This window comes from Calditerrivibrio sp., from assembly GCF_049968475.1.
In the GTDB taxonomy this organism is placed as follows: Bacteria; Chrysiogenota; Deferribacteres; order Deferribacterales; family Calditerrivibrionaceae; genus Calditerrivibrio; species Calditerrivibrio nitroreducens_A.
The window spans coordinates 1-22,904 of the sequence record NZ_JBMFQS010000001.1 but is presented as its reverse complement, the minus strand read 5'-3'; the positions used below and the strand labels follow the sequence as shown (position 1 = coordinate 22,904).

At 35.9% G+C, this 22,904-nt stretch carries 21 protein-coding genes, 1 tRNA gene, 1 rRNA gene and 2 pseudogenes; 8 read left to right on the top strand and 17 right to left on the bottom strand.

The genetic code is table 11. From position 1 onward, the window contains the following. Position 1 precedes the first annotated feature (1 nt). Complete coding sequence (locus ACP5Q2_RS00125) at positions 2-373, bottom strand: hypothetical protein (protein WP_424604543.1); 372 nt, start codon at positions 371-373, stop codon at positions 2-4. A gap of 305 nt (positions 374-678) precedes the next feature. On the opposite strand from ACP5Q2_RS00125, the gene ACP5Q2_RS00120 reads away from it, so the two are divergent. The 5 genes from ACP5Q2_RS00120 to ACP5Q2_RS00100 all read left to right on the top strand — a co-directional run bounded on the left by ACP5Q2_RS00120 (position 679) and on the right by ACP5Q2_RS00100 (position 6,207). Continuing rightward, positions 679-2,619: an FAD-dependent oxidoreductase gene (locus tag ACP5Q2_RS00120; protein WP_428096030.1), complete on the top strand. Its 1,941-nt coding sequence runs from the start codon at positions 679-681 to the stop codon at positions 2,617-2,619. A gap of 19 nt (positions 2,620-2,638) precedes the next feature. After that, positions 2,639-4,852, top strand: a complete 2,214-nt coding sequence (locus ACP5Q2_RS00115; protein WP_428096028.1) for a 2Fe-2S iron-sulfur cluster-binding protein — start codon at positions 2,639-2,641, stop codon at positions 4,850-4,852. Positions 4,853-5,056: 204 nt separating this feature from the next. Next, positions 5,057-5,446: a PepSY domain-containing protein gene (locus ACP5Q2_RS00110; protein WP_424604540.1), complete on the top strand. Its 390-nt coding sequence runs from the start codon at positions 5,057-5,059 to the stop codon at positions 5,444-5,446. Between the two features lie 98 nt (positions 5,447-5,544). Continuing rightward, positions 5,545-5,636: transfer RNA gene (locus ACP5Q2_RS00105), tRNA-Ser, on the top strand. 28 nt (positions 5,637-5,664) lie between these two features. Further along, the gene (locus ACP5Q2_RS00100) at positions 5,665-6,207 is read left to right on the top strand and encodes a hypothetical protein (protein ID WP_428096026.1); all 543 of its coding nucleotides are present in this window, start codon (positions 5,665-5,667) and stop codon (positions 6,205-6,207) included. A 40-nt stretch (positions 6,208-6,247) separates the two neighbouring features. Here the strand turns inward: ACP5Q2_RS00100 and ACP5Q2_RS00095 are convergent, their stop codons facing one another. The 8 genes and pseudogenes from ACP5Q2_RS00095 to ACP5Q2_RS00060 all read right to left on the bottom strand — a co-directional run bounded on the left by ACP5Q2_RS00095 (position 6,248) and on the right by ACP5Q2_RS00060 (position 15,312). Further along, positions 6,248-6,802, bottom strand: coding sequence for a thiamine phosphate synthase (locus ACP5Q2_RS00095; protein WP_424604538.1), 555 nt, complete (start codon positions 6,800-6,802; stop codon positions 6,248-6,250). Then, the gene (glnE, locus tag ACP5Q2_RS00090; protein ID WP_428096024.1) at positions 6,799-9,654 is read right to left on the bottom strand and encodes a bifunctional [glutamate--ammonia ligase]-adenylyl-L-tyrosine phosphorylase/[glutamate--ammonia-ligase] adenylyltransferase; all 2,856 of its coding nucleotides are present in this window, start codon (positions 9,652-9,654) and stop codon (positions 6,799-6,801) included. Before glnE ends, ACP5Q2_RS00095 begins: the two co-directional genes overlap by 4 nt. Next, positions 9,638-10,666 (bottom strand): two-component system sensor histidine kinase NtrB, encoded by a 1,029-nt coding sequence (locus ACP5Q2_RS00085; protein ID WP_428096022.1) that lies wholly within the window; start codon positions 10,664-10,666, stop codon positions 9,638-9,640. Before ACP5Q2_RS00085 ends, glnE begins: the two co-directional genes overlap by 17 nt. A 1-nt stretch (position 10,667) precedes the next feature. Further along, on the bottom strand, positions 10,668-11,249 hold the full coding sequence (locus tag ACP5Q2_RS00080) for an indolepyruvate oxidoreductase subunit beta (RefSeq protein ID WP_428096020.1): 582 nt from the start codon (positions 11,247-11,249) through the stop codon (positions 10,668-10,670). Then, positions 11,249-12,978: pseudogene (gene iorA / locus ACP5Q2_RS00075) on the bottom strand (indolepyruvate ferredoxin oxidoreductase subunit alpha). The gene ACP5Q2_RS00080 and the pseudogene iorA overlap by 1 nt, the downstream one beginning before the upstream one ends. 3 nt (positions 12,979-12,981) lie before the next feature. Beyond that, the gene (locus ACP5Q2_RS00070) at positions 12,982-13,533 is read right to left on the bottom strand and encodes a hypothetical protein (RefSeq protein ID WP_428096018.1); all 552 of its coding nucleotides are present in this window, start codon (positions 13,531-13,533) and stop codon (positions 12,982-12,984) included. Then, on the bottom strand, positions 13,526-14,188 hold the full coding sequence (locus tag ACP5Q2_RS00065; RefSeq protein WP_424604532.1) for a histidinol phosphate phosphatase domain-containing protein: 663 nt from the start codon (positions 14,186-14,188) through the stop codon (positions 13,526-13,528). The genes ACP5Q2_RS00070 and ACP5Q2_RS00065 overlap by 8 nt, the downstream gene beginning before the upstream one ends. Before the next feature lie 83 nt (positions 14,189-14,271). Continuing rightward, on the bottom strand, positions 14,272-15,312 hold the full coding sequence (locus ACP5Q2_RS00060) for a 3-deoxy-7-phosphoheptulonate synthase (protein WP_428096016.1): 1,041 nt from the start codon (positions 15,310-15,312) through the stop codon (positions 14,272-14,274). A gap of 133 nt (positions 15,313-15,445) precedes the next feature. Here ACP5Q2_RS00060 and ACP5Q2_RS00055 point away from each other — a divergent pair, with 133 nt between their 5' ends. Continuing rightward, on the top strand, positions 15,446-16,075 hold the full coding sequence (locus tag ACP5Q2_RS00055) for a carbonic anhydrase (RefSeq protein WP_428096014.1): 630 nt from the start codon (positions 15,446-15,448) through the stop codon (positions 16,073-16,075). Between the two features lie 9 nt (positions 16,076-16,084). Continuing rightward, positions 16,085-16,759 carry a TIGR00730 family Rossman fold protein gene (locus ACP5Q2_RS00050; protein ID WP_424604529.1) on the top strand — a complete coding sequence of 225 codons (675 nt, stop codon included), beginning with the start codon at positions 16,085-16,087 and terminating at the stop codon, positions 16,757-16,759. 190 nt (positions 16,760-16,949) lie between these two features. Here the strand turns inward: ACP5Q2_RS00050 and ACP5Q2_RS00045 are convergent. The 6 genes and pseudogenes from ACP5Q2_RS00045 to ACP5Q2_RS00020 all read right to left on the bottom strand — a co-directional run. Next, positions 16,950-17,123: pseudogene (locus tag ACP5Q2_RS00045) on the bottom strand (alanine:cation symporter family protein); the annotation flags it as partial. 32 nt (positions 17,124-17,155) lie between these two features. Further along, positions 17,156-17,743 (bottom strand): aminotransferase class IV, encoded by a 588-nt coding sequence (locus tag ACP5Q2_RS00040; RefSeq protein ID WP_424604527.1) that lies wholly within the window; start codon positions 17,741-17,743, stop codon positions 17,156-17,158. Next, positions 17,727-18,695 carry an aminodeoxychorismate synthase component I gene (locus tag ACP5Q2_RS00035; protein WP_428096012.1) on the bottom strand — a complete coding sequence of 323 codons (969 nt, stop codon included), beginning with the start codon at positions 18,693-18,695 and terminating at the stop codon, positions 17,727-17,729. The genes ACP5Q2_RS00040 and ACP5Q2_RS00035 overlap by 17 nt, the downstream gene beginning before the upstream one ends. A gap of 1 nt (position 18,696) precedes the next feature. Then, positions 18,697-18,906 carry a DUF1858 domain-containing protein gene (locus ACP5Q2_RS00030; RefSeq protein ID WP_424604525.1) on the bottom strand — a complete coding sequence of 70 codons (210 nt, stop codon included), beginning with the start codon at positions 18,904-18,906 and terminating at the stop codon, positions 18,697-18,699. After that, positions 18,899-19,447, bottom strand: a complete 549-nt coding sequence (locus ACP5Q2_RS00025; protein WP_424604524.1) for an NUDIX hydrolase — start codon at positions 19,445-19,447, stop codon at positions 18,899-18,901. Before ACP5Q2_RS00025 ends, ACP5Q2_RS00030 begins: the two co-directional genes overlap by 8 nt. Then, positions 19,447-19,788, bottom strand: coding sequence for a hypothetical protein (locus ACP5Q2_RS00020; protein ID WP_424604523.1), 342 nt, complete (start codon positions 19,786-19,788; stop codon positions 19,447-19,449). The genes ACP5Q2_RS00025 and ACP5Q2_RS00020 overlap by 1 nt, the downstream gene beginning before the upstream one ends. A 98-nt stretch (positions 19,789-19,886) precedes the next feature. On the opposite strand from ACP5Q2_RS00020, the gene mazG reads away from it, so the two are divergent. Continuing rightward, the gene (mazG, locus tag ACP5Q2_RS00015; RefSeq protein WP_428096010.1) at positions 19,887-20,657 is read left to right on the top strand and encodes a nucleoside triphosphate pyrophosphohydrolase; all 771 of its coding nucleotides are present in this window, start codon (positions 19,887-19,889) and stop codon (positions 20,655-20,657) included. On the opposite strand, the gene ACP5Q2_RS00010 is transcribed toward mazG, so the two are convergent. Together ACP5Q2_RS00010 and rrf are read right to left on the bottom strand one after the other, a co-directional pair. Continuing rightward, the gene (locus ACP5Q2_RS00010) at positions 20,654-22,486 is read right to left on the bottom strand and encodes a sensor histidine kinase (RefSeq protein WP_428096008.1); all 1,833 of its coding nucleotides are present in this window, start codon (positions 22,484-22,486) and stop codon (positions 20,654-20,656) included. The two genes, mazG and ACP5Q2_RS00010, sit on opposite strands and share 4 nt — an antisense overlap. Before the next feature lie 172 nt (positions 22,487-22,658). Beyond that, positions 22,659-22,776: ribosomal RNA gene (rrf, locus tag ACP5Q2_RS00005) — 5S ribosomal RNA — on the bottom strand. Between the last annotated feature and the right edge of the window lie 128 nt (positions 22,777-22,904).

Sequence of the window (22,904 nt, the reverse complement as noted above, 5' to 3'; positions counted from 1 at the left end):
ACTACTTATTGTAATTAACAGATTTGTGAACATTAAAAGTGTGTGCCGGATGACATGTTACACATGTTTTCCCTGCAGGCATTGTTGCTGTCTGGTCTGCATGGCATCCCCTGCAAACGGTATCAGGAGGGGTCTTTTGGAACGTTTTCTCTTCGCCATGACACACTTCACATTTTACCAAAATTAGTCCATGGGCACTGCTCTTCCACTGCTCATACTGTTTTGATCCTTCATGACAGCTTTCACAATTGCCATCTTCCATTGGAACAGGGTGTACACTCTTTTTGGGTGGAGCTTTGACAGTTTTACTAAATACGGGGGCAGTCAGAACAAAAACTATCAAAAATAAAAATAGGTACTTACTAAATTTCATACACACCTCCATGCTATTTGTACTTCTATAATAGAAGAAAATTTGTAATGTTGTGTTAAAAGTTGCAAATATTTTGTAAATTTTGTAAAGATAATTTACTTGCTGAAGTAATTCCAAATCCCCATGGTGGTGTTTATATCTATTTTTTCATTGATGAATACCTAAAATTTTTAATATGATAGGTCTAATCAGAGCTAAGTATCTTTTTTGTAAACAAATATGTAGACAACGTTATATTTTTATGCTAATAAAAATTGTATACAGTATACCGAGAACTTTAGGAAAAATTTTATGGGGTTATATGTATGGCAAAAGTATACTTTGGTGTATGGAAGGACAAAGTAATAGATAACAGAGGTAAAGCTACCGAAGAATGGACGGAAAGTCCCATCAAGATTGATGATAAGTTTAACGGTAAGCCTCTTAAAGCGTTTGTAAACTGGGATGGTTTTCTTGTTTTTGATAAAGAAGCCGACATTTTAAAAACGCTTGCGGATTATATGTTTGAAATTAGTAGCTATGGATGTTGTGGCAGATGTTTTCCGGGGCGAACGGGGACTAGAATCATTGCTGAGGAATTGATGAAACTCAGGGAAGATAAGTCAAATGCAGCACCTCTCGATCTTATTAAGGATCTCTGCGTTTCTATAAACAAGTCTGCAAAATGTACAGTGGCACCCACTGCGGTGATACCTGTTATAAAATTTATCGAACATTTCAGCGATGAGATAGGCTTAAATGTAAGTAAACAATACCGATATGTTAGACATCTTACGGCACCATGTACAGCGGGATGTCCGGCAAATGTGAAAATACCTGAGTTTATCGAGGCCATAAAAGATTATAGATTTGACGAAGCTCTCGCTATAATCAGGGAAACTATGCCACTTCCTGGTGTTTGTGGCCGTGTTTGCCCCCACCCTTGTGAGAAAAACTGTAGAAGGGGGTTGGTGGACGATCCTGTAAACATAATGGTATTGAAAAGAACCCCATGGGACTATGAATATTATCACCATAAAAAACCTCAGATACCTATATACAGGGATAAAACAGATAAAAAAGTATGTATCGTAGGGGCAGGCCCCGCAGGACTTACTGCTGCTTATTATCTTGCGCAGTTGGGACATACGGTTAAAATATACGATATGCTTCCGGAACCTGGTGGTATGGTAGCGGTGGGTATCCCTGATTACAGACAGCCGAGGGAGCTTTTGAGAAGGGAAGTGGAGATTATACAGTCTCTCGGTGTAGAAATCCAATATAATACCAAGCTTGGTAGAGATATATTCCTTGATGATCTAAAAAAAGAGTATGATGCCGTTTTGATTGCAATCGGTGCATTTAAAAGTAGAGAGATGGGTGTGGAAGGGGAAGACGCCGGATATGAAGGTGTCATGACCAGTGGTATCGACTTTTTGCAGGATTTTTCTCTTAAAAAACCGATTAAAATAGGTAACCGTGTTGTGGTTGTGGGTGGTGGTAATACCGCCATCGACTGTGTAAGGACTGCCATCAGATTGGGCTGTACTGATGTAAACCTTGTGTACAGGAGATCAAGGGCTGAAATGCCCGCAGAGGATTACGAGGTGGCTGATGCGGAAGAAGAAGGAGTAAAGTTTCATTTCCTCATAAATCCAGTTAAAATCATTGCCAAAGATGGAAAAGTGGTGGGTATGGAATGTGTGAGGATGCAGCTTGGTGAACCGGACGAATCAGGCAGAAGGAAGCCTGAGCCAGTTCCGGGGTCAAATTTTATTATAGAATGCGATACCATCATACCTGCAATTGGTCAGTACCCTGATCTCAGTTTCCTGAAGGAATCTGACGGCATCAAAGTTACAAAGTGGAATACCATAAGTGTAAAGGAAGATCTATACATGACAGATGTGCCGGGTATCTTTTCAGCAGGTGACTGTGAGTGGGGACCAAATACTGTTGTAAAAGCTATTGGAGCAGGCAGATGGGCAGCAATTATGATGGATAGATATCTGATGGAAGGAGATGTTTATCTTACAGACGAGGAAAAACTACAATTAACATTGTATAAAAATAAAGTTTTTGACAAAACTGAAAAAGTATGCGAAACGCCGACTATACATAGGGTTCATCAGGAAAAGCTTGATGCACAGTACAGAATCAAAAATTTTGAAGAGATAGAAAAGCCTTATACTGAAAAACAGGCATACCTGGAAGCCACCAGATGCCTAAGGTGTATGAGAATGGCAATGGTAACTATTGGAGAATAAAAATTTTTAAGAGGTCGCTATGCCAGAGATAATAATTAATGGAAATAGTTATAATTTTGAAGAAGGTGATACAATCCTTGATATAGCAAGAAGAAATAATATCCAGATCCCTGTTATGTGCTACCTTGAACATATTACTCCCACAGGAGCCTGCAGGTTGTGTCTTGTGGAAGTGGAAGGTTATCCAAAGCCTATGGCTGCATGTGTTACTTATGCGGTGGATGGGATGAAGGTATACACCGATACAGAAGAGGTAAAAAAACATCGTAATAGAATGATGGAATTTATACTTATAAAGCATCCATTGGACTGTCCTGTTTGTGATAAAGCCGGGGAATGTATGCTTCAGGATACAGCCTATAGTTTTGGAATCAAAGAGGAATCTGTAAAATCCCAGAAACCAAATAAACCTACCTTTGACTGGAATATGATCATTCATGATGCAAATCTATGCGTATTATGTGAAAGATGCGTTAAGATTTGCCATGAAATTACCGGTAATAGTGCTTTAAAGATTGAGAACAGAGGTTTTAACAATCTAATTGTCCCATCAAAAGGGGACACTTTAAACTGTGATTTTTGTGGTTTATGTGTTGATTATTGTCCTGTGGGGGCATTACTGGATAAGCCATACAAACACAGCGTGAGAAGCTGGGATCTTGAGAAGAAGGAAAGTGTCTGCACAATGTGTCCAGTGGGCTGTTCTGTGGAATATGATATAAAAGATGATGAAGTATACAGGGCAAGATCCACAAAGGATTCATTCATATGTGCTCTGGGTAGATATTCATACAAACATCCAGATCACCCTGCCCGAATATCTTTTCCATCTGTGAATGATAATGGATTTAAAGAGATTTCATTAAAAGATGTTGTGGAAAATACGGTATCAAAGATTAAATCTTCACTAAACAATTATGGGAGTGATTCTGTTGCGGTGTTAGTGGGTAGTAGATTATCCACTGAGGCGATTTTTGCATATAAATACCTTGCCGAAAAGATTGGCTGTAGAATATTTTCTGATGTAGATTTTGAAGAAAATGGATATTATGAAGCTTACAAAGAGAAATTTGGTACTTTTGATAACTATGGTGTTTTAGATGACATAAAATCATCAGAACTCGTGTTTGTGATAGGCTCAGATCTTTCTACGGAGGCTCTGGGTATTAAATGGCGGGTGATGAACGCCGTAATCCATAACAACTCAAGACTTGTCACGATAGGCCTTAAGAAGTATGAGTACGATTTCTTTACGGATGCATCAATACTTGCAGACTATGGTGATTTTGCTGGTGTTTTTGAAAAGATAAAAAAAGGTGATGACGATCTTAGCAGGGATATTGCAAGCTATATTACAAAGGCCAAAAAGGTGGCCATTATAGTTGGCAATGAATACATTCAATCAGAATCTCAGTTAAATGCTGTATTTTCATTTGCCGATTTTATTGGAATAGATAAGATCAATTGCTTCATCAACGTAAGTGATAAAACTAACATTACCGCCATTTTTAAAGCGGGACTTGGTGTCGATAGGGAAAGACTCAGAAAATTTCTAACAGACCTTGAGGATGGTAAGGTCAAGTATATTATCACAGCAGGATTCTATCCATATAACACTTCTGGCAATTATAAGAGATTCCTCAAGTATGCCGGGAAGGCGGAGATCGCTGCTATTGATATTTACGAAAATAGCTTTACGAAAGTTGCAAAATATTTCATACCTATTGCCACCTCTCTTGAAGTGGTAAATAGCTATATTACCATAGATGGGCGATTAATAAAAACTACTCCAGTGTTAAAGAGAAGAGGATCATCTTTTACAGATATTGAAGTTGTTAGTCTATTTTCAGAGCATTTCGGAGAAAAGCTTCCCGTGGACAGTGGAGAATTTTTTGATAGATATATTTCAGGAAAGAATGGGATCCCTTATGTTAAGTATTCTGATATAGATGGATGCATGGGGATCGATACCAAGTATAACATAGCTTACACTAATTATTCGTATATGAAAGCCCCTAAAGGAACTAAAGAGGTATACGTCAATTCTAAGTACCACAATGGTGTAATGTCTACTTTTGCTGCTGTAAAATGTGAAGATGAACAGTGTAAAAGGGATTACTATTTTGAGCCATCATATACGATCATCTCTGGCCCCGACGCATGTTTTAATGGTAGCTGCAGCATAAATAGTGATATTGCAAAAGGGATAGTACTAATTCCAAAAAATAGATAACATTCATGGGGAAGTGTCTAAACAACTTCCCCTTTCCTTTTTTCTCACTTTACAATCTGATTTCTCATTTTGTGAAATAAATTCATAGTTTTTCATAAGATCAAAATATTAATTTCAATCTTATCAATCATTTGTGCTTTGTAAAAATAGTGGCATATCGGTTGCAATAAAATAGTCAGCACAATAAAGCATAAGGAGGCTTTTATGAAAAAACTTTTAACAGGAACAGCAATATTAGCAATTTTAGCAGGAACAGTATTTGCCTATGGGCCTTATGGATACGGCCCAGGAAAAGGCAATGGATTTCAAAGACCATGTCAAATGGGACAAGGTATGGGGCCTGGTATGATGGCTGGCAAAGGGTTTGGACCTGGAGCAAATGCCACTAATGCTGTGACAGAGGAGAATGCCACAAAGACAGCTGAAAATTTTATATCGCAAAATTTGAAAGGGTATAAAATTGAAAATAAGCAGAAAATACAGGTCCCAAGAGGTACAGCTTATTTCTTCACAGTAAGTGATGGTAAAAACAAATTTCAGGTACATGTTAACCCATTTGGTTATGTAAGAGGGCCAATACCAATTTCACAGTAAAACCTCCGTATAAGAGGCGGGATAAACCCCGCCTTTTTTGTTTCTTTTTGAAAATTCTTGACATAAGTTCTTTATTACTGTATAAAAATTTCCCAATTGGAGAGATGGCCGAGTCGGGTCGAAGGCGCTCGATTGCTAATCGAGTGTACCCCCAAAAGGGGTACCAAGGGTTCAAATCCCTTTCTCTCCGCTTCTTTAAATATATCGTAGGAGAATTTATGAAAAGATTAACCACTTTAGTTTCCCTTTTTACGATCAGTCTATTAATTTTTGGATGCTCCCAAAATACAGTTAAGGAAGATGCCTCAACATCCACAAATAAAACTGAAACTACATCTGTTCAAAAGACTGCCCCAGCTGATAATGAGATTGTAAATCCTCATGGGGATGGTAATATTCAGCCTAAACAACCTAAACCGATAGTTGTTCCGGATGAGGTGGCAAAAAAATATAAAGCAGTTAAAATCAATATAATATCTGTAAAGGACAATAAAACAATTTCCGTAAATGCACCTATTGGTCAGGAAACAAAAGTTCCAAATACTCCTTTAGTATTATTTGTAGAAGCATATCTACCAGACTTTAATATGGGGACCGAAAACATTACCTCTCTTACTGCTGAAGAGAAAAACCCTGCTGTTAAGGTGAAGATTGCAAAAGGTGAAAATAGATATGAAGGGTGGTTGTTTAAAAATTTTGAAATTCATAAGATAGAAGATCCAGATTATGAATTTAAGCTGGAAGGTGGTATAACTAAATAAAGTATATCCAGCTTGAACTTAAAAAGTTCCAGCCTTTTTATTAGCAACTTTTAATCTTTCTTGATAGAACATTTAAATCTTTGAAAAAGGATATCCCTGCAATCCCGTAAAAACCACGATTAAATAGTTCAGCTACGTTATTGATGCTTATACCCCCAAGAGCGTATATCCTTTTTCCCACAAAAGATACATTAACTGGACCTAATGGATCTACCTCATACTCTTTTTTAGTATAGAAAATTGGACTCAACGTATAATAGTCGGCCTCAATCTCTTCTATCTCATTTATAGAATGAGCTGAATAACCTAACTCTAAATCAGGAAAAGCTTTCTTTATAGTATGTGTGGGGATAGAGTTTGAACCTAAATGTACCCCGTTGAAACCTGCTATCTGGGCTATATCTGGTCTTTCTGATAAAATCAGATGTGATGATGGTAAATCGTTGCGCAACCGTGTTGACAGATAAAGAATATCCACAGTGTCAATATTTTTTATTCTAAACCATATAGCATCCGCATATGTTGAAGCCTCTTTTGCCACATCAAATATATTTTCTCTAAAAGTCGTATAATCGAGGATAAACAATATTTTCATGGTCTTGTATAACTATCAAAAACCCTGTTGAAGCTATTCCTTACAGTTTTTCTTGCATCATCTAAGTGAGAAAAAAATTTATCTGTACTTTTAATCTTTAAGAAATCTATCAACTTCTTAAAGTGATCTTCATTTTTCGGTATCTTTGATGTGGATTTATTGTTTAAAATGCGTATAAAATTCTCAATATTTCTAAAAAAAACGTAGTTATTGTGGAAAGCATAAAAGTCCCTACCTTTGATAATATCTAACTCTCTGATCTGATGAAGAAGATCATGGGTATTTTTTAAACGTAATTCATTGTGCTCTCTGGCATGAACCAACTGGATCATCTGAACAGTAAATTCTATATCTATTATCCCACCATAGCCTGCTTTTATATCATATATTTCATAAGGTTCCCCTTTCTCCTTCTCTATCCTCATTCTCATATCAAATATCTCTTTTATAGCTTCTTTATCTATAGATTTTGAAAAAATTAAATCTGTTAGTAAATTATCAAAATCTTGTTTCAAACTACTATTTTTGTTTATCACGTCAGCCCTTAGTAGTGCCTGTTTTTCCCACAACATCGCTTTGTTTAGTTGATAATCTTTAAATGAACGAAAGGTTGTCACCAGTGCTCCTTTTGAACCACTGGGTCTTAATCTCATATCTATTTCATAAAGATACCCATATACTGTTGGGGTGGCGAGGTAGGATATCACTTTCTGAACAAGTCTTGAAAAAAACTCCTGATTTGTCTTGCCAGATTCCGTAAATCCCTCCTCTTCATAAAGAACAATGATATCAAGATCAGAACCAAAGCTCATCTCTCCACTACCGAGTTTTCCCATACCAAGAATAAGGTAATCAGATAATCTGTTATCTTTTTTCAGGGGTCTTCCATACCGATTAACCACTTTTTCATATTCCCTATTAAATGCAAATAAAATTGCCCCATGGGCAAGCTCAGTGAGATTTTTTCCACATCTAATTATGTTTATCTCATTATTCAAATAGGAGTAGGCTACGTTGAAAAATAGCTCCTGAAATTTTTTCCTCGTAAGATTATATTCAAACTCTTCATCATCGGTATTGGAAACGGTATTAAGAAATATCTCATAAATCTCCTGGGATGAGTAATCTGTAATCTTTGGATCATAGATATAATCCAGTAAATTTCTATTTTGTAATATTAAGTTTGGGAGGTAATTGCTATATCTAATTATAGTAATTAATTTTTTTAGTATTGCAGGTGAATTTGAAAAGATGTCGTAGAATAAATATAGTATATCTGATCTTGAAAAAAATCTTTCAAAGAAGCTAAGTATCTTTGGGGCATCCTCCATCTCTTTTATCTCAGTCAGTATTATTTCCAGAAGGTTTAGAAATAGCTTTGTTTCAGTGGCACCTCTAAGTTTATCTCCTCTTTTTGAAATCATCTTTTTTATAATATCTGCAAGAATATCTGGGTTTATATAGCCTTCACTTTTCAGGAAGTTTATCAGATCCTCTTTTTCCAGATCCTCATCAGAGATAATTTTGGAAAGGGTGGGTTTCCCTTCCGAAATAATCGTTTTGAATATCCTATTTACGTTGTTTGTGACCTCAGAATATTTTTTATAAAAATCATCTGGATTTGAAAAACCTACTCTCTCAAGATATAGTGAAAATCGTTCAGAGTCTTCGGGGATAGAATGGGTCTGCTGCTCCAGTTCGATTTGGGCCATATGCTCTAATTTTCTAAGAAATCTGTATGATTCTTCAAGAATTAATGCCTCATCGTCCGATAGAAGTCTAAATTTATGTAGAGTTACAATCGATTCAATAGTATTTTTTCTATATACATTGGGATTCTTGGGGTAGTTTAATATCTGTAGTGCCTGAACGGTAAATTCTATTTCCCTGATGCCGCCGTAACCCAATTTAACATCTTTTTTCCCGGATTTTAATTTAACATGACCAGCAATCTTAGATTTTACATCCAGAAGATCATTTATCAATTTATAGTCTATATTTCTTCTGAAAATAAAGGGCTTAAGGTTATTAAGCAGCTTCTCGCCTAACTCCTCATCACCAGCCACCACAGTACCTTTTAAAAGCATCATCCTTTCCCAGCTTTGACCATAAAGCTCATAATAGGTCTCATAGCTTCTCAATGGCAGTGCCAGAGGACCCCTATCACCATCCGGTCTTAATCTTAAATCTACTCTATAAACAAAACCTTTTTCCGTTCTCTCATTTATATAATATTTAATCTTTTCCCCTAATTTGACGAAAAATTCGTGATTTGAAAGTCTACCCTTGCTTCCACCTGTTGTTTTACCCTTCTCCGTACCGTAAACATACATTATGTCTATATCTGAGCTAAAATTTAGTTCCCTTCCACCTAATTTACCAAGCCCTATTACAGAAAATGGTACATCTCTGCCCTCTTCATCTTTTGGTTTACCATATCTTTCTTCAAGAAATCTATAAGCATATCGGTATGATATCTCTAGTATAGCTGAAGCAAAAGATGAAATGTGGTTAGTTATTTCCTGTATATCCTTTTTGAAATATAACTCTTCCAATGCAATTATGATATATTCTATGTATTTAAAATCTCTTAAGTATTCCAAAAACTTCGTCTCTGGCATATTGTATATTTCAGAATTTTGATCTTTTACTCCTGAATTGGTAAGGTTTAAAAGCTCACTCAGGATAGTTGCTTTGTCCCTTACACTGTTTAATTTGTTAAAGGCTGAGTATGCAAGGGATGGATCGGTATAAATCTTATTTTTCAAGAATAAAGAATGTTTTAAAACTGGTTGAAGTTGTTCTATCTGTTCATCGGAAAATAATGACCTGAGGTTATACTGATTCACCATAAACGACCTCAGGTAGGAATATTTTAAATGTGGTGGAGCTACCTTCCTGGCTTTCAACACTAATATAGCCGCCAAAATCATTTATTGCCATCTTCACCATAGATAACCCCAGTCCGGATCCATTGGGTTTAGTGGTAAAAAACATTTCAAAGATCCTATCAATTATATTTGCCGGTATGCCTGGCCCATTATCCGATATAGATAATTTTACAAAAGGCTTTTCTTTTATATTCGTACGTTCGATAGAAATCAATATATCTCCAGAGTTTTGCCCAATTGCCTCCACAGAGTTTAATACCAAATTGAAAATCACCTGTGTAAACCTACTTCTTATTAATCTCACAATTGCATTTTTGGCCATATCAATAAAGTCTATATTGATATTTTTGGGTAATATCCTTTCAATGATATTCAAATCTTCCCTTATGAGTTCGCCAATCATCACCTCTTCGTAGTTTGCAGAGGTATCCCTCGTAACGTTTAGTACATGCCTTATGAAGTTATTTGAATCCTGAATCATGTTTTCTATGATTCCAGCGTATTTCGATACCTGTGATAAGTCCCCGGATTGCCTTATAAGTCTAAGATAAAGCTTTATATTATTTAGTATGTTTTTAAAGTCATGGGCAAATCCTGCGGCCATTGCTCCAATAGCTTCCTGCTTTTGGGCAATGCAAAACTGCTTTTCTACATCTTTTACGTGAGTAATATCTTTAAATATTGTTAGCTTATAATGCTTGCTGAAACTGGTTTCAAAATTTCTTGATGTGATATTTATTACTATCTTATCTCTGTTTGGTAATATTAGTGAGGTTTCACCTGCTTTTAGTGGTAGATCACTGGAGTGGTTATATATTTTGTTTATAATTCTCTCTTCTTTGATAATGGTATAGATGTTTTCGCATCCCTTGAAATATTTAAGGGAAGTATTGTTCATTTTTTTTATATAGCCATCTTTATCATGTATAAAAATATAATCTGGCAAAAGATCAAAGATCTTTTTATAATACATATTACTTCTTAAATGCCGCTCTGCCCTTTAAAAAGGCTTTTATGTTTGCATCAGCTGTTTTTGGTGGGACTTTTTCCATTACTGCCTTCTGCCAATTATCTACTGAAAATGGTAATAAATTTGACAGAAAACCAAGGCAAACAACACTTACCCCCTTGGGATTTCCAGATTCTTTTGCTATTTGAAATGCATCAAATTCGTATACTTTTTTAAAGTATCTGTAATGGGAATCTATGAGATTATCAGGATAAAGTTCTGCATCATTTATAATACTAGCAGGGATTATTCTTTGGGTATTATTGATTAAAACAGTTTTTTGGGAAACATACTCCATATACCTTAAAAACTCCATTCTCTCTAGGGATACAACGATATCTGCTTTACCCTCTGAGATAGTTGGTGAATAGACTTTTTCCCCAATCCTAACATGGCTTACTACGCTTCCACCCCTCTGGGCCATACCATGTATCTCGCTCTTTTTTACATCTAAATTTTCAAGCAGTGCCACCTGACATATAATATCGCTGGCAAGTACTGAACCCTGACCACCAACACCAATTACTAATATATCAAACTTCATCATTATTTACCCCTCTGATTTATTGCACCAAATCTGCATACTTTTATGCACAATCCACAACCTGTACAGATGGCTTCATCGATGAAAGCCTTTCTATCTTTTTTAATCCATGAGATTGCAGGGCAGCCTATTTTGGTACATGATCTGCATCCTGTACATTTATCTGGATCGATATAAAATGGTGAGTCTATCACTGTTCTATCTGCAAATATACATGGTCTATTGGTAATAATTACACTTAATTCATCAGCCTCCACCTCTTCTTTTATCACTTTGAGGCATTCTTCCACATCAAAAGGATCTAATCTTTTCACCCTTTTAATCCCAATACCTTTACATAGCTCCACCAGATCCACTTTTGGAGCGGGCTCAAATCTTATACTAAAACCAGTTGCTGGATTTGGCTGATGTCCCGTCATCCCTGTGGTGGAGTTATCAAGGATGATGATGGTGCTCTTACCATTATTATAGTATGAGTTTATCAACCCATTTATTCCGGTGTGTAAGAATGTGGAGTCACCTATCACCGCCACAGATTTTTTTGCAAATTCCCCATCAGAACCTTTATCTATACCATGAGCCATAGATACGCTGGCCCCCATACAAACGGTGGAATGTATTGCGGACAACGGTGGTAACAAACCAAGAGTATAGCATCCAATATCACCAGAAACATAGAGCTTCAACTTATTTAAAGCATAAAAAATCCCTCTATGTGAGCAACCAGCACACATTGATGGAGGTCTACCGGGAAGATTTTCAACACGGACAGTTTTCGGTAATTTCTTATTAAAAAGCTTTCTTACTTCATCTGCAGATAGCTCACCTATAGGAGATCTATCCAATTTATGTATTTTAATCCCGCCCTAAGCTCTGTTTCTATAAAATTGTCAAGTTCTTCCACGACGTAAAGCTTTTTTACCTTCTGAGCAAATTGCCTGATCCGTTCAATTGGTAATGGCCAAACCATACCAAGCTTTAAAACCGAAGCATCAGGTAAAGCCTCTTTTACATATTGATACACAATCCCAGAACAGATGACACCTATTTTCTCAGAGTTAAATTCTTCTCTACATAGATCTGAAGTGTTGTTGTAATTTGCTAAATCGATTAATCTTTTTTCCACAATTTTGTGTCTTTCTCTTCCATTTGCCGGAACCATCACCCATTTTGGGATGTCCACTTCAAGCCCTTTTGAAGGTATTTCCCTTCTCTCGCCAAGTGTAACAACACCCGCACCGTGGGAAAGCCTTGTGCATGATCTTATAATTACAGGAGTACAAAATTTCTCTGAGATTTCCATCGCTATGCCGATGAAATCTTTTGCTTCCTGGCTATCGGAAGGATCCAGCATTGGTACTTTGGCAAACCTTGCATAGTGTCTGCTATCCTGCTCATTCTGGGAGCTAAACATGTTTGGATCATCCGCCACAAGAATTACGACGCCACCGTTTACACCTGTGTAGCTTAATGTCATCAGGGGATCTGCGGCTACGTTTAATCCAACATGTTTCATGCATGTCATCCCTCTCACACCGGACTGAGATGCACCGATCACAACTTCAAGGGCAACTTTTTCGTTGGATGCCCATTCGCAGTATATTTCTTTATATCTTTTCGCATTATCTGTTATCTCTGAGCTGGGTGTACCCGGGTAAGAGCTTATCACTTTTACTCCAGCTTCGTATGCCCCCCTTGCAAATGCTTCATTCCCGCTTAAAATCTGTTTCATTCTTTACTCCCAGTATATTGTATTTGATATTAATCTTGTGTTTAAAGTTGCATTATCCAGAGATGAAAGTAGTTTTTTATCCTGAAGAACTGCGCGGTATTTCCATATTGTGGCAAGTTTTCCACTGTCTTTATATTGATTTATATCCACCTTTTCCCCTAAATCAAACAATAGACTATCCGCAAACTCTTTATAATTACCGCCTACTTTTTTCAGATATTCTTTCCCTTTGTTATCACCGATGGTGGCTAAAATTGCACCTGCCCTAAAATAACAATAATCCTTGAGGCTGCTTATAGATTCACACGTTTTTACATATTGAACTAATATTTCAGGGTTGAATTCCTGGGAATTAAACTTTGCTTCAAACTCACCTATTTTATTAATTTCTGCATTTTTTTGTGACTCGTAATATTGCCTTAACCCATATACCGCAAGTCCAATAACTACAATCCCCACAAGAAAGCCTAATATACGCTTGAAATTACTATTGATATACGACTCGACTTTATCTATTACCACCTCTTCAAAATGAACATTATTATTTTTACTCACCAAAACCTCCTTTTTCAAAAAACAATTTTTTATTGTTTAAAAAGACTTCATTGATTTCATGATCGTTTAAACCTGCCCCTTTAAGTATCTTTTCGGCCATTTCAAGGGATACGTAGTCACCTGGGGCATGAAAATCGTTGTCTATAACGAGTTTGCAGCCGTATCTTTTTGCCATCATAGCCACATATGCATTTGTGAGGGAATGACCTTTTCTGGTGGTGATTTCAAGATGGACGCCATACTTTGCAGCTAATGATGCATCTTCGTCGGAAATTAATCCAGGATGAGCCAAAATGTCCACCTTTGCTTCTATGGCAGATCTATTGGTACCGAAATCAACTGGCTCCACAATCGTTTCCCCGTGAACTAAAATAATATCAGCGCCATTTTTTCTGGCTATTTCTGTCATCCTTCCAATATGATCCGGAAGTACATGGGTAAATTCAAGACCAACAATTACCTTGAAATCTTTTGATGATTTGTTGAAATCTTCTTTAAACTTAAGTTGTTTTTCCAGGATAAAGAGAAAATTCGATTCATCCGCATGATCTGTGATGGCAATCCCCTGATATCCTGCCACTTTCGCCCTTCTGCAGGATTCTGCCGGAATGAGGACACCATCGCTAAATGTGGTATGTGTATGTAAGTCAAACATCTTTACCTCGCAAAAAATTTGGATAATACTTTAATATAATTGCGATATTAAATCAAGGTTTTTAAGACGAAATATTTATAAATTTATAAAATTGAATATGCCTTGAGTAGCATCTCCTCTGTTGTTTCCCAATCTATACATTTGTCTGTAACCGACACACCATATTTTAGAAGTTTTTTATCTTCAGGAATCTGCTGATTTCCTTCATTTATAAAACTTTCCACCATCAACGCTTTTATATAGCTGTTTCCATCTTTTATCTGTTTTAACACCTCAGAAAATACCTTTGGCTGATTTCTATGATCCTTCATTGAGTTTCCATGACTAACATCTATCATTATAGAAGTGGGAAGTTGATTTTTTCCAAGGAGAGAAACCGCCTCCTTAACGTCTTCAGGGTAATAATTTGGTCTTTCTGCTCCACCTCTTAATACGATGTGTACAAATCTATTGCCAGTCGTCTTTACAATTGAAGTTTTTCCCTCTCCATTTATACCAAGGAAGCTATGGGGTCTTAAGGCTGTAAGCATGGCATCCACCGCCACTTTCAGATTACCATCTGTACCGTTTTTAAACCCTACCGGGAATGATAAACCACTTGCCATCTCCCTGTGGGGCTGAGATTCTGTTGTCCTTGCACCGATTGCCCCCCAAGTAATCATATCAGAAAGGTACTGAGGTGTAATGGTATCCAGCATCTCACAGGCAACAGGTAATCTTAATTTTGTAATATCATACAATAACTTTCTTGCTATTCCCAACCCTTTTGATATCAAATGACTGCCATCCATGTCTGGGTCATTGATCAACCCCTTCCATCCAATAGTAGTTCTTGGTTTTTCAAAATAAACTCTCATTACTATGAAGATCTTGTCTTTAACCTTTTCAGCAAGATTTACAAGCCTTGTGGCATAATCGATAGCGGCTATTGGGTCATGTATGGAGCAAGGTCCAACCACCACCATTAATCTTTTATCATCACCAAAGAGTATATTTTTAGCCTGTTCACGACTGTTTGTCACAAAAATGGCATCATCTTCACTTAAGGGGAATATCTGCCTCAGATAATAAGGTGCCACTATAGGGATCAATTCTTTAACGTTTAAATTGGTTGTTTTTATCATAACAAGCCCCTTGAAACTTTATTATGTTAAATATAATTTAATTTTTTTAAATGTCAACATCCATTAGATAAAAATCACAAAAATGCTTGACTTATAATCACATATACTATAATGTCATGAAAAAGGAGACTAAATGGAAAAGCTTATCTCGGGTGTTATAAATTTTCAGGAAGAGGAATTTTTAAAGCACAGAGAGATTTTTGAAAAGCTAAAAGATTTTCAATCGCCGCATACTCTTTTTATAGGATGTTCCGATTCGAGGGTGGTACCCACATTAATTACAAATAGCAAACCAGGTGATCTTTTTATTATAAGAAATATAGCAAATGTCGTCCCTAAATATAGAGATTCCAATGAGGTTCTGGCCACTACTTCTGCTATAGAATATGCTGTAGAGGTGCTTGGGGTTGAAACGATCGTCGTATGTGGTCATTCAAACTGTGGTGGTTGTAAGGCTGCCAGAAATCCAGAAATCCTTAATCATTTGCCTCACGTCCAGAAATGGGTTTCGGAGTTAAAGCCGGTGGAGGATCTGGTGAAAAAGCTTATGAGTGATATGAATAGTACCGACGATGCCCAGGAAGAATGGTTGTTTGAACAGGCTAATGTTGTATATCAGATGCAAAATCTTCTCACATATCACTATATTGCAGAAAAGTATAAAAAGGGGAAATTGCATATCCTCGGCTGGTATTACATAATTGAAACGGGAGAGGTATACAGCTACAATCCCCTTAAATTAACATTTGAAAAGATACAGTGAAAGGTATACATGGAAAATTTTAGAAATGGTTATATTAAAGACCAGTACCTTATTGATGATATAAAGGTAGGAGATACATGGCGGGTTTTTAAGATACTTTCAGAATTTGTGGAAGGGTTTGAAAATTTATCAAGAATTGAGCCCGCTGTTAGTATATTCGGATCAGCAAGGATAAAGGAAGATCACCCTGATTACAAAAAAGCTCGTAAACTTGGACAGATTCTAGCAAGAGAGGGGATTACGGTGCTTACTGGTGGTGGGCCAGGTATAATGGAAGCCGCCAATAGGGGAGCAAGTGAAGCTGGTGGGATGTCTGTGGGATTAAATATAGAGTTGCCATTTGAGCAGAAGCCAAATCCTTATGCCAAAAAGGTTATTACTTTTAATTATTTTTTTGTGAGGAAGGTTATGCTGGTTAAATATGCCAAAGCTTTTGTGATCTTTCCCGGTGGATTTGGCACTATGGATGAATTTTTTGAAGCCATCACACTTATACAAACCAAAAAGATTCTCCCTTTCCCGCTAATTCTTGTGGATTCAAAGTTTTGGGGTGGACTCATAGATTGGATAAAAGATCAGATGCTTACCAACAATTTTATAAAAGATACAGATCTCGAATTAATAAAAGTGATGGAGGAACCTGAAGAGATAGCTGAATACATTAAGGGCTTTATGAAAATATGATTAATGGTATTATTTGCAAGCTATAATCTCATTATTTCCAGACTGATCTATTTTTTATCCCTAATTCTTCTGGATCAAACACAGGGTCTATCCCCATTGCTTTTTGGTCCTCATAGTCTTTTAATACTTTTATGGCAGGTTTTTGAAGTAAAAGAATAGCTATGATGTTTATCCATTTACCCCCCCATGAGTAGATTTTTGCCAACACAGCTTCTACAAAAGCTGACCCGGCACCCAAAAAAGCAATTACCCACATCCAGAAGATTGCACCGGGGCCACCCATTGCGATAGCAGTTGCAACACCTGCATTATTCCCCGTACCGACTCTGCCGGCAACAGCCATTGAAAAAGCTTGAAAAGAGGCTCAACTATCTTCCTTAAATCTCTTAAAATTTTTCAATATCTTATGGAATCGATACTGAAGGAAAATTCATCAAGTTCGTTCATACTATTTATCAGGCAAAACTTTTCAAAATACCTTAAATCTGAAAACCTTATTTCTGAAACTCCAATTTTATTAGAATCTATCAATGCTTCCCTCTTAGTTCCCCATAGTAGATATGTTGATGGTGTCCACCATTTCTGTCCGTCAAAAAAAACTAAATTACTAAAGGTAGTATCCGTTATAAAGCCATTTATTAAAAAAATAGGCTCACCATAATCCGCTGTGCAATACTGTTCTAGGATATCCCTATTTTCATATTTAAATTTGTAATCCAGATGATCTAGTTCCACAATATAAAAATAATCCACCCTTTTTCTATTATAAGGAAAAATCTGAATTTCAACATTTGAAGGATCATAGATTATCTTCAATCTATTGATCCCATCAGAAAAAGTAAGATTAGCCGATATTTTTTCTACGCTAAAAAATGGAACAAATTTGTAATAGTTTTGGAATGTCCAATCTATCCTCTTTTGGTGATAAAAAAGATTTAGAGGTTTTCCATCTACTACTTTTATCGTCTCAAACACACGGTACATAGATCTTCTCAATCATCTCCCTGTATTCATCTTCTAATTTGCTATACACAGTAATGCCACCACCGCTTCTATAAAAGAGGCTATCCCCCTTTTTTTCTATATATCTGATGACCACACATGAATCTATTTTTACCCCATCAAATACCCCTGCAATACCTGTGTAAAAGCCCCTATTGTCAATTTCTGCTCTTTTTATAATTTCTACTGTTTTTCTTTTTGGGGCACCGGAGATGGAACCTGCAGGTAAAAGACTTAGCAACTTTTCCGCCACTGATCCATCCGTAAGCTCTCCCGATATTTCGGAGCTAGTCTGGATAATAGTTTTCCCGTAGCTTTTTATGTATGATAGATATCTGAATCTTTCAACCTTTACATTTTTTGCCACCATAGACAGGTCATTTCTCATCAGGTCAACTATAGTTATATGTTCCGCCAACTCTTTATCATCATTTAATAACTCATACACAGAACTTTCAGATACCTTCACCTTTGTACCCTTCATCGGATGGGTGGATATTTTACCATCCTTTATACACACAAATTGCTCAGGAGAAAAAAATACAAATTCATCATAAAATTTCATCTTATAAAGAGCTTTTGATCCCTGGAATATATCTAAAAGAGATGCATCTGTTTCAATTTTTGTGGGAAAAGTGAGATTAAGCAGGTAACTATCACCGTAATGTAGATCTTTTTGAACTAAATCAAAGCTTTTACGATAAAGATCCAATGGCACTGGATATCTCTTTAGAGAAATCATATCACCATCCACTGACTTGTTTGTATTCGTGTAACCTTTGAAATCAAAAAGTATCCCATCGTTATTTTCTAAATCAGACAATGGGGCTATAAAAAGATTTTGAACATCAAAATCCACTAAAAAAATGAAAGGGGTTAGGCTTTTATAAAATTCATCGAATAGATCTATAAATCTATCTTTTGATAAAAACATATTAAGTGATGAGACTATTTAGATCATCTAAAATTTTAGCTTTCTCCTCTTCGGAAAAACCTTTTTCTTCAAGCACCTCCCCAAGAGTCCCCCATATCGGCTCTCCACAGCGGATACACCTTATCTTTTTTTCCATAAGATAACTTACGGCTTCCCCACTTAACCTTACTATATCTTCTATCGTCGTGTCAAAAGTGATCTTTTCACCCATTGCTCACCTCGAATAACTTATAACATGCATAAGCACCCAGCACAACGGAATGTATGATCTCCCCATTTTTGATAAGGCTTTCTAATTCACTTTTAGTATAATCGATTACCGTGATATCTTCAAACGGGTCAAAATTGTATCTACCATCTGGTTTACAATCTTTTGCAAGATAAACATAACACCTATTGCTCATTATGGCAGGGTTTGGCCTCATTGCAGATATCAATATCAGTTGTTCACTTATTAAAGATGTCTCCTCTTCCAGTTCTCTCTTTGCTGCATTAAAATGGCTTTCCCCTTTATTTATCGCACCACCAGGAAACTCAAGCGTCCATTCATTCACAATAGGCCTAAATTGCCTCACAAGAGCTATTTTACCATTTTGAAGTTCGGGGATTATCACAACCCAATCATTTGTATCAATTGAAGTAAAAGGGGTGGATACCCCTTTTGCGGTAAATTCCCAATAATGGTGACTTATCTCTAATATATTATCTGAAAAAATCTTTTTTTTATTCAGAAACTTCCATCGTTCTTTCATTAAAGTATCAGGCCACCCTTTCCACCTTTACCACCAAGCCCACCTAAATCATTAAGACTTGATGTAATTCTGATGTTGCTCTTTGCTTCAAGATACTTATTTACAATCTCATCGGGATATTTCTTATACTCATACATTATAAAAGATGCATCTATACTTCCACCAATTTCATCCTCATAAGGGAATCCAAAAGGAAGTATTGCTATCTGCATCCCAGCACTGGTGGGAATGGTTTGGATCATCGCAACATCATTGAGCTTTTTGTTTTCTTCATCCATAATGCCTATTACAGTATCTCCGCTGGATAACTTTACAAATTTCACATTTTCGTAAGATGACATCTGTCCTCCTTGGTATTGTTTGATTATATAATCTTTTATTTTAATATTTTTTTCAAGTTTTTTCTTCCATTTTATTTTTAATTATGTTATTTTTGGATATGGAAAAACATTTTAGAGAGCTTGTAAATATTGTAAAAAAGCTCAGAGCCCCTGATGGCTGTCCCTGGGATAGGCAACAGACTTTATACTCCCTCAAAGAATACCTTATTGAAGAAGTTTTTGAGCTTGTGGATGCCATCGACAAAAAAGATATAGAAAACATCAAAGAAGAACTCGGTGATCTATTATTACACGTAATTCTTCATTCTATCATCGCAGAAGAGAAAAATCTTTTCACCCTTAATGATGTAATTAAATCTATCTCCGAAAAGCTGGTAAGAAGACACCCCCATGTATTTGGTGATACAAAAGTGGAATCCACAGATGAAGTAATGGTAAATTGGGAAAAAATTAAAAAAGTGGAGAAGAAGAATCGATCAATACTTGATGAAATACCAAATGGATTACCTTCTATACAAAAAGCCCTCAAGCTTCAGGAAAGAGCCAGAAAGGTAGGTTTTGATTGGGACTCCGCCGATGACTGCCTTCAAAAAGTAAATGAAGAATTCAAAGAATTCATGGATGCGGTTTCATCAAATAACAAAGATGAGATATCCAATGAATTGGGGGATCTTTTTTTTGCTCTTATAAACTTTTCAAGATTTGTGAAAATTAACCCCGACGAGTCCCTGAGAAAGACAAATGAAAGATTTTTAAAAAGATTCAACTATATTGAAAAAAAACTACACGAAAACAACCTGACTTTTGATGACGTCACCATCGATGACCTCGACAAATACTGGGATGAAGCCAAAAAGATCGTTGGTTAATTTTTAATAGATTTAGCTTCTTCCAACGTCTTCTCTGCGTAATATGGAAGATAAATTATAAACTCTGTCCCTTCATCTTTTCGGCTATTTACAAATATATACCCCTCATGCTCAATGATAATTTTTTTGGCCACAGTTAATCCTATTCCATAACCTCCCGGTTTTGTGGTAAAATAAGGTTCAAAAATCTTTTTCAAGTTCTCTTCTTTTATCTCCTCCCCATAGTTTTTTATAGATATTTTCAGATATCTCTTTTTTGGAATCTCCGACAACATTGACATTTTATTATCAAAATTGCTAATCTTGATCTCTATCGGTCTGCTTTTATCCGTAGTTGCCTGTACTGCGTTTAATATAATATTCTGAAATGCCTGTAATAGGGATATCTCATCCCCATAGACCAACCATGGTTCATTAGCAGACTCTATATCAATCTTCACCGCATGTTTACCACAATTGCATATTTTTGTTACCCCTTCTATCAAATCTCTAATATTAATCAATTTTTTATTGCCAACCGTAGTGGATGACAAATCAAGAAGCTTTTTAGAAAGTCCTGTGATATTATTCATAATATCTTCAAGCTCTAATAAAATCTTTTTAGTATTAGGATCATTATCTTTATATTTTTTAAGCAGATACAGCCTAGTATTTGCGGCTGTTAGACTATTTGAAATATCGTGAAATACACCACCAGCAATCAAGCTAATTGCTTCATTCTGAGCTATTTCAACAATCCTATTTTGATACAAAACTATTTTATCAAGTAGGTTATTTATCTTATCCACCACAGAATCTATTTCTAAATAAGAAAACCTGTCGTCCATCACAATTTGTTTGATACCTTCCTTTTCTATATCGATACTTGAAACTACATCCAACAGATACTGAAATGGTCTATTGAAATATTTAAAAACAAAAAATGAACCGATAATAACTATCACAAAAAGGATCACAAAAGATAAAATGATATTTTTTCTCATTTCATCGTACGGCTGTAGGGCCTCATTTATAGGATAGTTACCACCCAATATCCAATCTGTACTTTTGATACGAACAAATGTGGCTAAATATCTATACCCTTTTGAATTTACCGTTTCCCCAAAACCTTCAAAGCCATTTAATGCGGCATCAAATAGTCGATTTACTCCTTTTGGAACATCATCTTTTGTTATTCGGGAATTATCCGGATGAAATATAAAAGTTCTGTCTTTTGCATATATATAATAGTAGCCATTTTTACCAATTTTATGATTCTGTAATGCACCTATTGGATTAGTGAATGATTGAATATTTATACTACCACCCACAACAAACTTTATCTTTTCACCCTCTATTATAGGAAAAGTAAACATAATCGAATATAGATTTGTTTTACTTGAAAAATATGGTTTTGATACATACGGTTTTCTTGTAGAAACAGTTGCTACAAAATACTCTCTAAAGGCAAAGCTCTGGCCAATTCTTTTTTTATTAATAAATGGAACCTCCGCCAGCAACTCACCTTTTGGATTAAAAACGAATATTCCGTTGTCAAAATTATTCAAATAAGCTTTAAAATTATTTAGCGTATTTTGTATATTTTCAGGAGAGCCGTCTAAATCTTTAATGATCATGGATATCTCTTTTAAAATTCTCTGATTAGAAATTATAAAATTATCAATGTTATTTGCCACAAGATTAGCTTCAGAATATCTAAGCTGACCAACGTTATTTAAAAGACTTTTTCTGATTGTAAAAGATAAAATAATGTACAATAAAACAAATAAAAGTACCAGCAAAAAGAAATTGCTAAAAATTATAGCCTTTCTAAAAGATCTTTTTTTCATAGTTATTATTAGAATATAAATAATTATTTTTCAAGTGGATAATTCTTACTATCACAAAGATTCTGGTTTAGCAACAAGTTAATGTAAAAGAAGTTATTTTTTTTTAGTATTTTAAGCAAGACAGGTTTAATTTACGATTGTAGGAAGTAAAGTTCATTCCAAATAAAAAAGTATCTGGCAGCGACCTATCTTCCCGGGTGTTATCTTCACCAAGTATTTTCGGCGCTGGAGGGCTTAACTTCCGTGTTCGGGATGGGAACGGGTGTAACTCCTCCGCTATGGCCACCAGATACTTATCCTTGTATTCTTTAACTTTTTTTAAGAATATGTATTAAGAGAAAAGAAGTAAGATGTTATAAGGTCAAGCCGAACGATCTATTAGTACTGGTCAGCTCAACGCATCGCTGCGCTTACACAC